The following is a 16,310-nucleotide window of genomic DNA, read 5'->3' on the forward strand; positions in this document are numbered from 1 at the left end:
CGCGAACGCGATCTGCTCTTCCGTGTACCTCGACTTCTTCATGTCCCAGCTCCTTGCACACAGGCTTTAAAGGGCCGGAAAACTCTCACTCAGCTTGGATGAAAAAACAGGGAGAACGTCACGCGTTGGATGCTCTTCCGACGCCGCATCACGCGATCCAATTGACAATTTACTTTTTGTATCCTGTTATCTTCCCCGGATCTCAGGCGGAGAGGGGCTTCTTCCCCGCGGACGTCCGCAAAGAAAATAAAAAGTAGCGAGAGGGCGGAGCTGCCCTCGAAACTAGGATGGGGATGGAGATGAACGCTTATAAGCTTTGTCGGGCGACTGCGGCCTCGCGTGCCGGATTGGTGCGCCATCTGCTGGTATCTGCGAGTGTGATCGTCGGCATGGGCGGTATCGCGCATGCGCAGGACACCAGTTCGACCCCGCCGTCGGGACAGCCCGACCGCGACATCAGCGCCTTGCAGGACGAGACCCAGCCGGCAGCGCAGGACGATGCGAGCGCCGGCGGCGAGATCCTGGTCACCGGCTACCGCCGTTCGATCGAGCAGAGCCTGACGCAGAAGCGCGAGGCGAATGCGTTCGTCGACGTAATCACGGCCGAGGATGTCGGCAAGTTCCCCGACAAGAACGTCGCGGACTCCCTGCAGCGCGTGCCAGGCGTGATCATCGATCGCGACGGTGGCGAGGGCAGTCGCGTCAGCATCCGCGGCCTCAGTTCCGACCTGACTCTCACGGAGCTCAACGGCAACTTCATCGCGTCCGCGGACAGCGGCGATCCGTCGCGCTCGTTCAACTACCTGCTGCTCCCCTCCTCGCTGATCGGCAGTGTCGAGGTGTTCAAGTCCCCCGAAGCCCGGCTGGACGAAGGTGGCGTCGGCGGCGTCATCATCAACCACACGCGCGAGCCATTTGATCTGGAGCCCTGGTCGGGCAGCTTCTCGGCGGAAGGCACTTACGCCGATGTCACCGAGAAGGTGGAGCCGAACCTGTCGGGACTGGTGTCCTGGCATAACGAGGACAAGACTCTCGGCTTCCTGGTGGGCGCCACCTATCAGGTGCGGACCAACCGGACGCTAAGCGCTTCTGCCAGCAGCTGGCAGTGGTGGACCGATGACAAGGCCAGCCAGCCTGCGACCGATGTGAACGGGAATGGTTTCGCCAACGACTCCGCCGTTTCCTACTGGAACAGCGGCGCGGACGCCGGAACCACGACGCGCGACGGTACTCACTACAGCGGGTATTGGGCGCCCCAGTCGGTCGGCACCAACATCTTCAATCAGGAGCGCAAGCGGCTTGGCATCCAGGCCACGGCGCAGATGCGGCCGTTCGACAATCTGGAGATCACCGCCAACTACTTCCGGTTCCAGCTCAACGGCGATTACACCAGCAACACGATCAAGATCCCCGAATGGGGCTATGGCAACTTCTTCACCGGCGCCACGTTCGACAGGAGCGGGACGATCCTGACCGGTGCGAAGTTCGAGGTTCCGCCGGAAGGCACCGGCTGCCGCGTTCCCGGCAATCTCTGCACCATGGAGACGCCGGCGCCGCAGAACACCTATGTTCGTGAGAAGAGTGTCTCCAACACCTATGATGCGCGCGGCACCTGGGAACTCGACCGGCTGAAAGTCGACTTCGTGGTCGGCAAGACCAAGGCCAAGGGCGGGCCGTCCTTTCAATTCTATGCACAAGCCAAGCCGCGCAACGGCACCGTCAACGGCAACGAGCTCAGCGCCTGGAATTTCACCGATCAGTCGATCGCGATGCAATTCTCGCCCGATGTGCTCCAGAACATGCTGAACGGGGTCGCGCAGATCGACCTCGGATCGACGGGGTCGGGCTTCACGAACAGCACGATTTCTCAGCGCTACGCCCAAGTCGACGTGACGCGGAAGTTCGATTCGCCGTTCCTGGATTCGCTCCAGGCTGGCGTAAAATGGCGCGACGGCCGTATCCATCGCGAGACCGGCCGCTTCGAATGGTATTCGGACGCCGCGAATACGCTGCGCTTCCAGGACACGCCGGGCGGTGCGCTGGCCTTGCCGGAGTTCTTCTATCCCAACTCGCTGGGGAATATCGCCGGGGGTTTCGAGTCCACCGCATTCCCGGCCCTCAACATCCAACAGTACATCGGCTATCTGAACGAGACCTACAACGGTCCGGTCCGGGTTCCCGAACCGCAGAACCTCTACAACATCGAGGAGAGGATCTGGGCGGGCTATGCCCAGCTGAACTTCAAGACCAGCAACGTGCGCGGCAACATCGGCGTACGCGTCGTGAATACGAAGCAGAGCGGCGTATCGACCGACCAGATCATCTACGAGAACGATTACTGCCAGAATGGTCCGGGCGGTGCGTTCGACCCGAACAAACCGAAGGGTGAGGATGGCAACTGCCTGGTGATCCCGGAGAAGGATCGGCAGGACCGCGTCTTCAGCCCGAACGCCGAAGGCAAGAGCTACACGGACGTCCTGCCCAGCTTCAACATCTCGTGGGACGTGACCCCGGACCTGCTGGTGCGTGCAGCGGCATCGAAGGTGATTTCGCGGCCTGGCTACGGCGATCTCGCTGGGTCTCGCTCCCTCACGTTCAACGCGGATCCGTTCGTGTTCGATCGTGCGGAGTTCGGCGCCCGGCCGGGCTGGTTCGGTAACGGCGGCAATTTTGCGCTGAAGCCGTTCAGCGCGTGGCAGTATGACGTGGGCGTGGAGTGGTATTTCCGGCCGGGTTCGGTGCTGGGCGCAACCCTGTTCCGCAAGGACGTCTCCGACTTCATCGTGCCGGTGGTGATCGACCTCTCGCAGGAGGTCGCCGGCGAGACCGTAACGGTGCAGCAGTATTCCACCCAGGCCAATGGCACGAGTGCGGTGTCGCAGGGGGTGGAAGTCTATGCCCAGCACACGCTCGACTTCGGGCTCGGCGCGCAGGTGAACTTCACGTACAATGACACGTCACAGGCCGCGGTCTCGCTGAACGGCACGGAGGTGGGTGAATCCCCCTTGGTCGGTAGCGCGAAGACACAGGTCAACGCTTCGATCTTCTATGAACGGGGACCGATCCTGCTGCGCGCTTCCTATAATCGCCGCGGTGAAGTGGTGCGCGGGCTGTCTTCTGGCCTGAATGTCTATGACGATCCGTACGAACAGGTAGATCTGAATGCCGCGTTCGAGGTGTTCCAGAACTTGCAGATCACGGCCTCGATCATCAACCTGACCAAATCCGAACAACGGCAGCATCTGGGTAACGACACCAAGGACCGCTTCATCTCGAACGAATATGCGGGACGTCGCGCGTACCTTGGGTTCGCGTACAAGTTCTAAGATGCTGCTTTGCCAATGGGTGGCCCCGGACGGAGCCACCCATCGGCTTCGGATGACACCATAGGGCCGGGGTCCCCTTCCGCCATGTGCAGGGACGCTTCAGCTGAGATGAAGGAGGATCGTTTGCGACGCATCGGCGCGAAATGGCTGCTGACGGGCGCGGCCTTGATGGCAGGCGGGGCCGCGGTGGCGAAAAACCCGATCGTGCCAGGCTGGTACGCCGATCCCGAGGCGCGGGTGTTCGGCAACCGCTACTGGCTTTACCCAACCTATTCCGACGATTGGGGTGAGCCGGACGTGTCGCCGAGCTTCACCCCGCACCAGAAGGAACTGCGAAAGACCAAGACGGTTCGGCCGTCCTACACCCAGCAGACGTTCTTCAACGCTTTTTCGTCCCCCGACCTGGTCCACTGGACCAAGCACAGCCACGTGTTCGACGTCGCGAACGCCGCATGGGCCGGCTACGCGATCTGGGCGCCGTCCGTCATCGAGGCGAACGGGCGCTACTACATGTTCTTCAGCGCCAACGACATCCAGAGCGACGCGGAAGTCGGCGGGATCGGCCTCGCCGTCAGCGACAAGCCGGAAGGACCGTTCAAGGACGCGCTCGGCAAGCCATTGATCGGCGCGTTCCACAACGGCGCGCAGCCTATCGATCCGTTCGCCTTCCGTGACGACGATGGGCAGGTGTATCTGTTCTACGGCGGCTGGAAGCACTGCAACGTGGTGAAGCTCAGCCCCGACCTGGAGTCGCTGGTGCCCTTTGCCGACGGCTCCACCTACAAGGAGATCACGCCCCCCGGCTATGTCGAGGGGTCGTTCATGATCAAGCGCAACGGCGTCTACTATCTGATGTGGTCGGAAGGCGGCTGGACCGGTCCCGACTACAGCGTTGCCTATGCGACCGGGCCTACGGCGACGGGGCCGTTCAAGCCGATGGGCAAGATCCTCGCGCAGGATTTCCGCATCGCACGTGGGGCAGGGCATCATTCGGTGGTGAACGTGCCCGGCACCGACGAGTGGTACATCGTCTATCATCGTCGTCCGCTCGGCGACGACAAGGGCGAGCATCGGCAGGTGGCCATCGAGCGGCTGGTGTTCGAGGCGGACGGCAGCATCCGCCCGGTGGTGATGACCAACGAGGGCGTCCAACCCCGGCCACTGACCGTGCCTGCGGCCAAGAACTGACATCAAGAACTCAGGCCGGCGATCGGACGCCGGCCGTGCGACACCCAGGGGAGAGACCATGACCAACACCATCGCCAAAGCGCTGAGGGGCGCCTCCGCGGCGCTGCTCGCGACGACCGCCCTGGTTCCCGGAGCGATGCCCGGGCCGATGGCGGCCGTGGCGCAGGACCGCGCGCCGTCGATCGAGGCGCTGGTCGACTTGGTCAATCCGCTGATGGGCAGCGATTCCAGCTATGAACTGTCCTACGGCAACACCTATCCGGCGGTGGCCGTGCCGTGGGGCATGAACTTCTGGACGCCCGTCACGGGCAAGATGGGGAGCGGCTGGGGCTACACCTACGCTGCGCACAAGATCAACGGCATCAAGCAGACCCATCAGCCCAGCCCCTGGATGAACGACTATGCCGCCTTCGCGCTGTTCGCGGAGACGGGGCCGCTGAAGGTCAAGGAAGAGGAGCGCGCCTCCTGGTTCAGCCACAAGGCGGAGGACAGCCGGCCGTATCGCTACAAGGTCTATCTGGCCGACTATGACGTGACGGCGGAGGTGACGCCGACCGAGCGCGCGGCGCAATTCCGCTTCACCTTTCCGAAGGCGGACGACGCCCACATCATCCTCGACGCCTACAACGGCGGGTCGATGGTCCAGATCGATCCGGTGAAGCGCCGGATCACGGGGTATGTCCGCAACAACCACGGCGGCGTGCCCGACAACTTCCACAACTACTTCGTGGCCGAATTCGACCATGATTTCACCGTCACCCGCACCTGGGACGACAACGGCCAGGTGACCGCGGATCGCACGCGCGAGGGCGATCATGTCGGGGCGGTGGTGAGCTTCAAGACGCGCGCGGGCGAGCAGGTGGGCGTGAAGGTCGCCTCCTCCTTCATCAGCCCGGAACAGGCGGTGCGCAACTTGGAGCGCGAGATCGGCCGCGACAGCTACGACCAGACCGAGGCCAAGGCGCGGCAGATCTGGGAAAAGGAACTGCGCCGGGTCCAGGTGAGCGACCCGAACATCGACAACCGCCGGACCTTCTATTCCGCGCTTTGGCGGATGCTGCAGTTCCCGCGCATGTTCCACGAGACCGACGCCGCCGGCAAGACGGTCCACTACAGCCCCTATGACGGCAAGGTGCACGACGGCGTGCTCTACACCGACAACGGCTTCTGGGACACGTGGCGCGCCGTCTTCCCGTGGTTCGCGCTGATGTATCCGGAGCGCGACGGCGAGATCATGCAAGGGCTGGTCAACACGTACAAGGAGTCCGGCTGGCTTCCGGAGTGGGCTAGCCCGGGGCACCGCAACGTGATGATCGGGTCCAACTCGGCGAACCTGATTGCCGACGCCTATCTGAACGGCGTCCGCGGCTTCGACGTGGAGACGCTGTACGAGGCGATGGTCAAGAACGCGACCACCTCCGAAGGACGGCCGCGGGACAAGCGCGGGAATGTCGTGAACGCCGTCGGGCGGGAGGGTGTCGAATACTACAACCGCCTCGGCTATGTGCCCTATGACGTGGGCATCAACGAGAATGCTGCGCGGACGCTGGAATATGCGACCGCCGACTTCTCGCTGTCGCGGCTGGCGCAGGCGCTCGGCAAAACCGAGGATGCCAAGAAATACGCGCAGCAGGCGCAGAACTATCGCAAGCTGTTCGACGCACAGAGCGGATGGATGCGCGGCCGCAACCAGGACGGCAGCTGGTCCGCGCCCTTCAACCCGTACAAGTGGGGCGACGCTTTCACCGAAGGGAATTCGGTGCACTACAGCTGGTCGGTGATGCAGGACGTGCAGGGGCTGGTCGACCTGATGGGCGGCGACCAGAAGTTCGTCGACCGGCTCGACTCTGTCTTTGCGACGCCCCCGGTCTTCGACGACAGCTATTACGGCCAGGTGATCCACGAGATCCGCGAGATGCAGATCGTCAACATGGGCCAATATGCCCATGGCAATCAGCCGATCCAGCACATGCCCTATCTCTATGACTGGGCAGGTGCGCCGTGGAAGACGCAGTACCACGTCCGCGACGTGCTCAAGAAGCTCTACTCCTCGGCGCCGGACGGCTATCCCGGGGACGAGGACAATGGCCAGACTTCGGCCTGGTACGTCTTCTCGGCGCTCGGCTTCTACCCAGTAACACCGGCAGTCGGCGAATATGCCATCGGCAGCCCGCTGTTCCGTACGGTCCGGCTGACGATGCCGAACGGCAAGGTGCTGACGATCGAGGCCGTGAACAACAGTGCGGAGAACGTCTACATCCAGTCCGCGACCTTCAACGGCAAGCCGCACGACAAGGCTTGGCTGTCGCGCGAGGCGCTGCAGCAGGGCGGCACCCTGCGCTTCGTGATGGGAGCCAAGCCGAACAAGGCCTGGGCGAGCGGCGAGGCAGCTGCTCCCTTCTCCATGAGCGCGCCGAAATAAGCAGGATGAGCAAGAATATGCAGATGACCCTGGGCCGACGCGACGTGATGATGGCCGCCGGAGCGATGGCACTCGCGGCTGCCGTTCCGGCAGGCGCACAGAGCACGAAGTTCGTGAGCAAGCGGCCGCCACGCGCGCAGCGCCGCTTCGTGAGCACCGCCGTGGAGGCGGAAATCCGCCGGGTGAAGGCGAAGATCGCTGATCCCGAACTCGCTTGGCTGTTCGAGAATTGCTACCCCAACACGCTCGACACTACGGTCCAGACCGGCGCGGTGGATGGCAAGCCCGACACCTTCGTCATCACCGGCGACATCGACGCGATGTGGCTGCGCGACAGCTCCGCACAGCTCCAGACCTATGTGCACCTGGCGCCCAAGGACGCCGGGCTGCGCCGGATGTTCGTAGGGGCCATCCAGCGCCAGGCGCGCTGCATCCTGGTCGATCCCTACGCCAACGCCTTCATGCGCGACACGTCGGCGACGTCGAACCTCGGCGCGCGCGACGACATGACCGAGATGAAGCCGGGTGTCGCGGAGCGGAAGTGGGAGATCGACTCCCTCTGCTACCCGATGCGCTTCGCCCATTCCTATTGGGCGGTTACCCGCGACACGACGCCGTTCGACGACTTCTGGGCGCAAGGGATGATGAAGGCGGTCGCCACGCTCAAGGAGCAGCAGCGGCTCGAAGGACCCGGGCCCTATCGCTTCCAGCGGAACCATCCATCGCCGACCGAGACGCTGATGTTCGACGGCTATGGTGCGCCGACGCGCAAGGTCGGACTGATCCACTCGGGCTTCCGCCCCTCCGACGACGCCTGCGTTTTTCCCTTCCTGATCCCGTCCAACCTGTTCGCGGTGTCTGCGCTGACGATGCTGGCGACGGTGCTGAAGGAGGCGAGAGGGGACGCCGCAGGTGCGGCCGATTGCCTGGCGCTCGCCGCCAGCGTGCGCCAGGCGCTCGACCTGCACGGCAAGATGCCGGACGGCGAAGGGGGCCAGGTCTGGGCCTATGAGGTCAATGGCTTTGGCGACGCGATCTTCATGGACGACGCGAACGTCCCGAGCCTTTCGGCGCTGCCGCTGTTGGGTGCGGCCGATCGCAAGGATCCGCTGTTCCGGCGCACGGCGAAGCTCGCCTGGAGCCCGCGCAATCCGTATTTCTTCGAGGGTACGGCAGCCAAGGGCATCGGCGGTCCGCACATCGGCATGGACATGATCTGGCCGATGTCGATCATCACCCACGCCTTCAACAGCGACGACGACGCCGAGATCCGCCAGTGCCTCACTTGGCTCAAGACGACCCATGGCGGCACGGGCTTCATGCACGAGAGCTTCCACAAGGATAATCCTGCGAAGTTCACGCGCAGCTGGTTCGCCTGGGTCAACGGCTTGTTTGGCGACCTGATCCTGGACCTGGAGCGCCGCAAGCCCGCGCTTCTCGCCAGCCGCTACTGATCCCGAGGACGTTGCAATGATCCTTACCAATCGCCGGAAGATGCTCGCCGGCAGTGGCCTCGCTGCATTGGGCGGCGCCATGCCGGGCGTCGGCTGGGCACAGGCGCCCGCCGCCGGGAAGGCGGATGTGTTCGTCGGCACCGGGGGGCACGGTCACACTTTTCCGGGCGCGTCGCTGCCGTTCGGGATGGCGCAGCTGAGCCCGGACACCGACAACTCCCGCTGGGACGCGTGCTCGGGCTATCACCGGACCGATGGCTCGATCATGGGGTTCAGCCACACGCATCTGTCGGGCACCGGCATCGGCGACATGCTCGACGTCCTGGTGGTGCCGACGCGCGGACCGCTCAAGCTCAAGCCGGGCAAGCTCGGCGATGCGGACCTCGGCTATCGCCAGCGCTTCTCCGACGAATATGCGGAGCCCGGCTATTACCGCGTTCGCCTTGAATCCGGGGTGCTGAGCGAGCTGACGGTGACCGAGCGATGCGGCATCAGCCGCCATCGCTTCCCCGCTGGCCCGGCCCACATCCTCATCGATTTCACGCACATGATCCTCGATGTCTGGGACAAGGGGGTGCTGCTCGAGAATGCCTCGCTCGCCTGGGGTCCCGACGGCGTGCTGACCGGCAGCCGGCAGGTCAATCGCTGGGCCAAGGGGCGCCACATCCACTTCGCGATGCAGCTTTCGCGCAAGCCCGACCGCATCGAGTTCTTCGGAGACGATGACAAGCCTGCGCCTAAGGGTGCGAGCGGCGTCACCGGCGGCAAGCTCAAGGTCGCGCTGTTCTTCGACGATGCGGGCGGCGACCCGATCCTGATCAAGACCGGCCTGTCGGCGGTCGCGCAGGAGGGTGCGCGGGCGGCGCTGACAGCCGAGGTTCCGGGCTGGGACTTCGACGGCATCTCCGCCAAGGCGCGCCAGACTTGGGCGAACGAGCTACAGCGCGTTCGGGTGAAAGGGGGCACCGAGGCGCAACGCACGATCCTGACGAGCGCGCTCTACCATGCGTTTCTGGCACCCACGCTCTTCACGGATCGGGACGGCCGCTATGTCGGCCTCGATCGGCAGGTGCATCAGACCAGCGCAGACTCGCCGGCGTTCAGCACCTACTCGCTCTGGGACACCTATCGCGCGCTGCACCCGCTGATGACGCTGGTTCAGCCGGAACGTGCCGCGATGTTCACCCACGACCTGATCCGACAGACCGCCCAGAGCCCCTATGGTCCCCCCGTATGGCCGCTCCAGGGGGTGGAGACGGGCTGTATGATCGGCTGGCACTCGGTCTCGGTGATGGCCGAAGCCAAGGTCAAGGGGATCGAGGCCGACTATGCGGCCGCCTGGCCGAACATCCGGCGGCGGGCGTTCGATCCCAGCTTCAAGGACAGTGACGCTTCGCTCGGCCGTGAGCATTATTACCAGCTCGGCTACATTCCCGCCGACAAGGTGTGGGAGTCGGTCAGCCGAACGCAGGAATATGCGTACGACGACTGGGCGATGGCGGTTCTCGCCGAGGCAGCGGGTGCGGCCGAGGACGCCAAGGCCCTGCGTGCGCGGAGCCGCAACTACCGCAACGTGCTGGACGCCTCGATCGGCTTTGCTCGGCCGAAGTTCTCCGATGGCACGTGGTGGAAGGCGTATGATCCCGTCCAGATCGGGCACATGCCCAAGCCCTGGTGGCGGGACTATACCGAGGCGAACGGCTGGCAGGCGACCTTCCTGAACCAGCACGACGTCTACGGCTTGATCGAGCACTTCGGCGGGGATGCAGCGTTCGAGAAGAAGCTCGACAGCTTTTTCAACGCGCCTTCGACCCTGCCGGACAATGCGCCGCCCGACATCTCCGGGCTGGTCGGGCAATATGCCCATGGCAATGAGCCTACGCACCACGCGGCCTATCTCTACGCCTTTGCAGGCGCGCCGTGGAAGACCCAGGCGATGGTGCGCCGGCTGCTGATCGAAATGTACAAGGACGATCCGGACGGAGTGATCGGCAACGATGACTGCGGACAGATGAGCGCGTGGTTCGTGTTCAGTGCGCTCGGCTTCTATCCGGTCGACCCGGTGAGTGCCCTCTACGTCTTCGGCGCGCCCCTGTTCGACGAGGCGGAAGTTTCGGTCGGGGACGGCCGCACGCTACGGGTGCGGGCGACCGGCAACGCGCCGGGGAACCCCTACGTCCAGTCGGTGCGCTGGAACGGCAAGCGCTGGACGCGCAACTGGATCTCGCATGCGGACCTGGCGCGGGGCGGCACGCTGGAGTTCGTGATGGGACCCAAGCCCTCCCGCTTCGGGGTCGCAAAGCAAGACCGGCCGCCTTCCTTCGGTCGCAACGCGCTCTAACAAAAAAAGTCCCCGGAAGATGCGGACATCTTCCGGGGCAATGTTGCCGCTGGGCAAGGGGAGGGGGCCAGCGGAACCTCGTTCAGGGAGCCGAACTCATCGACGGGGGCACGTCGGCGGGGCCGCTGCCCCAGTTCGGGTTCGGCCGTGCACCCATGGTGAGGACGAGCGTCGCGCCATTCTTCACATCGGCATGGCGGAACCACGGCTTCGTCCAGGGATGGCCGTTCAGGGTCGCCGACTGGATGTAGAGGTTTGTGGCCGAGTTGTTGCGCGCCACGATCTCCAACGCCTTGCCGTTGCCCATTTGCAGCTTCACCCTGTCGAAGATCGGGCTCGACAGCACGTAGACGTCGCTGGACGGATCGACCGGATAGAAGCCCATCGCCGTCAGCGCATACCAGGAGGATGTCGCGCCCTGGTCGTCCATGCCGGCATAGCCATAGCCTGAGGCGTCGCTGCCGTAGAGGGTGTCGAGGATGCGCCGGGTCAGCGCCTGCGTCTTCCAGGGCTGGCCGCTCCAGGCATAGAGGAACGGGGCGTGCTGGTCCGGCTGGTTGCCGTGGACGTACTGGCCCACCATGCCCGTGCAGTCGCGACAGATCCCCTTCGGCGTGTACGGCGTGCTGAAGAACTGATCGAGCTTGGCGTTGAACGCGTCGCGTCCGCCGAGCAGGGTAGAGAGACCCCGAACGTCATGCGGGACCAGCCACAGCGTCGACCAGCCCGACGCCTCCTTCATCATGAAGTTATAATAGGGCTCCTGCGGGTCGAACGGCGCGATCCATGCGCCGTCGGCGGTGCGGCCGCGCATGAAGCCTGTCTTGCGGTCGAAGACGTTGCGGTAATTGGCGGCACGCGTGCGGAACAGCCGCGCATCTTCCCGATGGCCGAGCATTTCCGCGAATTCGGCCATGGCGTGATCGTCCCACGCATATTCCAGGGTCTTGGCGGTACCCGCCTTGCCGCCCGAATACGGAGGGCTGGGATCCTCGTCCGGCACGACGTCGGAGATCCAGCCGTTCTTCTGATATTCGGCCAGATAGCCGCGTGGGCCCTTGGGGTCCGTGGCGTTGCGGCGGAGGAACTCATAGGCGGCCGCATAGTCGAACGGGATGCCCCGCCGGGCGGCACCCAGGTACAGGAATACGGCATTGTCGCCGTGGAAGGACGTGTTCATGAACCCGCGCTCGCGCGCCATGTCGAGCTCGGACTGCATGATGTCGCGAACGACATCCGGCTCGAGCAGCTCCAGCAGCACGATCTGGTTCCTGCCCGTGTCCCAGAAGGGCACCGGACCATAACGATCGTAGGTGGCCGTCTGCATCCTGCCTTTGCTGTCGGCGAAGTTCTCGCCCTTGCGTGCGACCAGGCGCGGGCTCGCAAAGGACTGGAACAGCGTGGAGTAGAAGAGCATCCGCTGCTTGGGAGTGCCGCCGGTTACCTGGACCTTGTCCAGCAGTCGGGCCCAGGCCTGCCGTGCCTGCGCACGCATGCTGTCGAAGTCCCAGCCGACGCTTTCGGCGCGCAGGCGCCGCTCGGCGTCTGCGTAGCTCGGCCCATGCGCCATTCGCACCAGGATCGGCGCGTCCGCCCGCGTCTTGAAATCAAGGTAGCTGCCGGCGTAGCTGCCGGCGATCCGGCGGGCGTCGGGGACCACCTCCTTGTCGCCGATCCCGTAGCCCCGATTATCGCCTCGGGATTTCCGAAAGGTGCCGAAACGCGAGAAGGGGTGGGAAAACTCCGCGACGAAATAGCGCCCGTCCGGCGCATCGTGATCGCCGCGCCGGGCAGCAACGCCGCGAACCATGCGGTCGCCGACGATCTCCACCTCCCCACCTTGCAAGGGAAGGTTGAGGACGATGTGGGCGCGATCGGTGATCGGAAAGGTGAACCGCATCAAGCTGGTCCACCGGCTGGCGGTCAACTCCGCGCGCGTTCGGAAGCTGTCGAGGTAGACCGAGTAGTAGCCCGGCGCAGCGACTTCCTTCGCCTTGTCATAGTAGGACTGGGTGTAGACCGGCGGAACGGTCCAGTCGCCGACGATCGGCATCAGGATCGGTTGCGCCCCGCCGCCATAGGTGGCGCCGCCGCCGCCGGTGAACCCGATCATGGTGGGGTTCGGATAATAATAGGGGGTCGCCACACCGGTGGGATAGGTCTGTTCGATGTTGACGTTGACCGGCGCCGCCTCGACTGCGCCGTGCGGAAGGCGCGCACCTGGGGAGGTGATCCCAGAATACAGCGGCTCACCGGGGGGCGGAGCGTTGCCGATCAACTCCTTTCGATCCAGCGGCGCAGTGCCGACCAGGGCATTGGCTTCGTCGACCGGCTCGCGCCCGTTCGACTGCGCGATCGCAGACACGTGGCTGCCGATCAGCACCGCGGCGGTCGCAACCAGGCTGCCGCCGACTCTCGTGCGCCAGACGCATGGCGAAGTTTGGATGCGCACAGACACCTCCCCGTCTCAACATTCTCGTGGTCGGGCGGCCGTGTTCGGCTTCGATAGGCCCGACCGGAGGAGGGTCGTTTAAATAAAGCATATTGTCAAATAGCGGGGACCTGCGGTCTGTATCTGAATTCCTCTCCAGGTCATGGGAATTCAAAGAAAAGCTTGCGGGTTCGAAAGCAGGTATCGCGCCACCTCGCGGCTAGATGGGTTTAGGGAAACCATACCGAGCGTCCCCAGACGGAGAGGCGCTCGGCGGGTGCTTATCTCCTCCATGAGAGGCGCCTCCGCATCGTGCCGCCAGCCTGTGTGCGCGGTGATCAACAAAGGGGTTCCCATGGCTCGTCTTCGCGCAGCAGGTCTGCTCACCGTTTCCCTTCTTGCGCTCGCGTCCGTGCCGGCAAGCGCGCAGCAAGCCGCCGCGCCGGGCGAGGAGGCGGAAAACGCACCTGTTGCGGGCGCCTCGACGCCGGTCGACGAAGGGAACGAGATCATCGTGACCGGCACCCGTGCGGAAGGTCGCACGCGGCTCGACAGTGCGTCGCCCGTGGACGTGCTGAGCGCCGCCAGCCTTCAACGCCAGGGGACGACCGAGCTCGGGGCGGCGCTTGCCGCAGTGGCGCCTTCGATCGACTTCCCGCGTCCCGCGGCGAATGACGGAACCGACGCCATCCGCCCGGCGACGCTGCGCGGGCTCTCGCCCGACCAGACCCTGGTGCTGATCAACGGCGTGCGCGGTCATACGTCCGCGCTCCTGAACACCAACGGCACCGTGGGTCGCGGCTCGGCCGCCGTGGATCTCAACACCATCCCGGTCACGGCGCTGGATCGCATCGAAGTGCTGCGCGACGGCGCGTCGGCACAATATGGCTCCGACGCGATTGCGGGCGTCGTCAACCTGCGCCTGCGGGAGGCCCGCGAAGGTGGCGGCGCGTCGGTGACCTACGGCTTCTACAACACCCAGATCGACACCGCCCGCGGCAGCCGCCACACCAATGGCGAGCCGACCGTGACGGCTTCGCTGTGGCAGGGCATCGGCTTTGGCAGCGACGGCTTCCTCACCCTTTCGGGCGAATATACCAAGCGCGAGCCGACCAACCGCGCGGACTATGATCCGCGCGTGACGCCGAGCCGCATCACCGGCCGCTACGGGGATCCCGAGGTGGATCAATATTCCATCTTCGCCAATGCAGGGACCTCACTCGGCGAGACTTTCCAGCTCTACGGCTGGGCCGGCTATCAAAACCGGGAATCCGAAAGCGCGGCCTTTCCGCGACTGCCGGGCGTCACGTCCGGGTACAGCAACGCCGCCTCCATCTATCCCGACGGCTTTCTTCCGCTGATCAACAGCAAGTCGCGCGACCTGAACTCCGCGGTCGGCGTGAAGGGTGACGTCGGGGGCTGGAACCTGGACCTGAACGTCAGCTACGGGCGCAACAAGATCGAGTTCCGCACGCGCAACTCGGCCAATTTCTCCTATGGTGCCGACACCCCGACCGACTTCTACGATGGCGCGCTGGTGTATGATCAGTGGGTCGCCGGGCTCGACGTCGCGCGCAGCTTCGACGTCTTCCAGTCGCTCAACGTCGCCTTCGGCGTCGAGGGGCGCCGCGAGGGCTATAAGATCGAGGCGGGCGAGCTCGCGTCCTACGGCTATCCGACGCCAGATTATGCGGGCGGTGCAGCCCCGGGTGCGCAGGGCTTCGGCGGCTTCTCGCCCCTGAACGAGATCGAGCGCAGCCGCCGCAACGGCAGCATCTATGCCGATGTGGAAGCGCAGGTGACCGACAAGCTGCTGCTTGGCATCGCCGGGCGTGCAGAGAAGTATTCGGATTTCGGCTCGACCGTGAACGGCAAGCTGTCGGCGCGCTATGACGTGGCGGACTGGCTTGCGCTTCGCGGCACCGCTTCGACCGGCTTCCGCGCACCGTCGCTGCAGCAGCAGTATTTCACGCAGATCGCGCAGGTCGTGCAGAACGGCGTGCCGGTGCAGACCGGGACCTATCCGTCGGTGGACCCGGTTGCCCGGGCGCTCGGCGGACTGCCGCTGGACGCGGAGAAGTCGACCAACCTTTCGGCGGGCTTCGTGGTTCGCGCCGGCGGCTTCGACCTGACGGTGGACGCCTATCGCATCCACATCCGCGATCAGATCGGCCTTTCCGAGAACCTGAGCGCCGGGACGCCCGGGACGCCCAGCTACAACCCGGCAGTTGCCGAGCTGCTGCCGAGCGGCGTGCAGGCTGCGCGCTTCTTCATCAACGGTCTGGCGTCGACCACGAAGGGCATCGATGCGGTCGCGCATTATCGCCTGCGGACTGCGACCGCCGGCAGCTTCGACTTCACGCTCGCCGGCAACATCAATGATGTGAAGGTCACGCGCGTACCGACCACCACGTCGACCCTCGACCCGGCACCGACGCTGTTTGCCCGCACCCGCATCTTGTCGCTGGAAGAGGGCACCCCGCGGGAGAAGGTGACCGGCACGATCGACTGGTCGCTCGACCAGCTCGGCGCGCTTGCGCGCGTCACCTATTACGGCGACGTGACCCAGCCGGGCACCACGGAAGCGGCAGACGTCCACACCGGCCGACACGCGATCACCGACCTTGAGCTGCGATACCAGGCGACCAAGGGTGCGCAGTTCGCCCTGGGCGTGAACAACCTGTTCGACGTCTATCCGGATCGCATCATCCCGGCGAACAACAGCACCGGCGTGCTGGGCTTCCCCTACTACTCGCCGTTCGGCTTCAACGGCCGTTATCTCTACGCGCGCGCCGGTTTTAACTGGTGAGGCCCTGCCGGGCCGGGCTGTCCCCCCGGCTTGGCGGAACCGCACAGCCGCCCTATGCGCTTCTCCCATCAACGGAGTGGGAGTAGGTGATGATCGGACGGCTGTTCACGGATCATCCTCGCAGCGTCGGGGAAAGCTATGCCGAACATGCGCGCACGGCGGCGCACTTCGGCTTCGCGATGCTGAAAGGGGGCGCGGCGTGCCTCGTGCATGCCGTGGTTCCCGCATGGTTCACCCGCACCGGGAGCAACACGGTGCGGCAGCTGCACGCTGAGATGACCCGCCGCAACGCCGCGGCGGTGGCCGAGGGATCCGCGCTGGTCTACGAGATCTGAGCGC

8 protein-coding genes are annotated in these 16,310 nt (G+C 64.8%); 7 read left to right on the top strand and 1 reads right to left on the bottom strand.

Annotated features, from left to right (window positions below; all coding sequences use genetic code 11):
* The first annotated feature begins 350 nt into the window (after positions 1-350).
* The 5 genes from MHZ35_RS05390 (at position 351) to MHZ35_RS05410 (ending at position 10,731) form a co-directional block, all read left to right on the top strand.
* Positions 351-3,326, top strand: a complete 2,976-nt coding sequence (locus MHZ35_RS05390; RefSeq protein ID WP_239434686.1) for a TonB-dependent receptor — start codon at positions 351-353, stop codon at positions 3,324-3,326.
* A gap of 123 nt (positions 3,327-3,449) precedes the next feature.
* Positions 3,450-4,514, top strand: a complete 1,065-nt coding sequence (locus MHZ35_RS05395; RefSeq protein ID WP_239434687.1) for a glycoside hydrolase family 43 protein — start codon at positions 3,450-3,452, stop codon at positions 4,512-4,514.
* 58 nt (positions 4,515-4,572) lie between these two features.
* Positions 4,573-6,936: a GH92 family glycosyl hydrolase gene (locus MHZ35_RS05400; RefSeq protein ID WP_239434688.1), complete on the top strand. Its 2,364-nt coding sequence runs from the start codon at positions 4,573-4,575 to the stop codon at positions 6,934-6,936.
* 5 nt (positions 6,937-6,941) lie between these two features.
* Positions 6,942-8,390 (top strand): glycoside hydrolase family 125 protein, encoded by a 1,449-nt coding sequence (locus MHZ35_RS05405; RefSeq protein ID WP_239434689.1) that lies wholly within the window; start codon positions 6,942-6,944, stop codon positions 8,388-8,390.
* A 16-nt stretch (positions 8,391-8,406) separates the two neighbouring features.
* A complete protein-coding gene (locus MHZ35_RS05410) occupies positions 8,407-10,731 on the top strand; it encodes a GH92 family glycosyl hydrolase (protein WP_239434690.1) in 2,325 nt (774 codons plus the stop codon).
* An 82-nt stretch (positions 10,732-10,813) separates the two neighbouring features.
* Here the strand turns inward: MHZ35_RS05410 and MHZ35_RS05415 are convergent, their stop codons facing one another.
* Complete coding sequence (locus tag MHZ35_RS05415) at positions 10,814-13,183, bottom strand: GH92 family glycosyl hydrolase (RefSeq protein ID WP_239434691.1); 2,370 nt, start codon at positions 13,181-13,183, stop codon at positions 10,814-10,816.
* A 334-nt stretch (positions 13,184-13,517) separates the two neighbouring features.
* On the opposite strand from MHZ35_RS05415, the gene MHZ35_RS05420 reads away from it, so the two are divergent.
* Both MHZ35_RS05420 and MHZ35_RS05425 read left to right on the top strand, forming a co-directional pair.
* Positions 13,518-15,971 (top strand): TonB-dependent receptor plug domain-containing protein, encoded by a 2,454-nt coding sequence (locus tag MHZ35_RS05420; protein ID WP_239434692.1) that lies wholly within the window; start codon positions 13,518-13,520, stop codon positions 15,969-15,971.
* Positions 15,972-16,060: 89 nt separating this feature from the next.
* Positions 16,061-16,306, top strand: a complete 246-nt coding sequence (locus MHZ35_RS05425) for a DUF6356 family protein (RefSeq protein WP_239434693.1) — start codon at positions 16,061-16,063, stop codon at positions 16,304-16,306.
* The last annotated feature ends 4 nt before the right edge of the window (positions 16,307-16,310 follow it).

Source organism: Sphingomonas sp. ACRSK (assembly GCF_022346685.1).
Taxonomy (GTDB): Bacteria; Pseudomonadota; Alphaproteobacteria; order Sphingomonadales; family Sphingomonadaceae; genus Sphingomonas; species Sphingomonas molluscorum.

Excerpts from the sequence above, each read along its gene's own strand:
- MHZ35_RS05400 (WP_239434688.1), top strand. The coding sequence starts at position 4,573 with ATGACCAACACCATCGCCAAAGCGCTGAGGGGCGCCTCCGCGGCGCTG.
- MHZ35_RS05405 (WP_239434689.1), top strand. The coding sequence starts at position 6,942 with ATGAGCAAGAATATGCAGATGACCCTGGGCCGACGCGACGTGATGATG.
- MHZ35_RS05410 (WP_239434690.1), top strand. The coding sequence starts at position 8,407 with ATGATCCTTACCAATCGCCGGAAGATGCTCGCCGGCAGTGGCCTCGCT.
- MHZ35_RS05425 (WP_239434693.1), top strand. The coding sequence starts at position 16,061 with ATGATCGGACGGCTGTTCACGGATCATCCTCGCAGCGTCGGGGAAAGC.
- MHZ35_RS05420 (WP_239434692.1), top strand. The coding sequence starts at position 13,518 with ATGGCTCGTCTTCGCGCAGCAGGTCTGCTCACCGTTTCCCTTCTTGCG.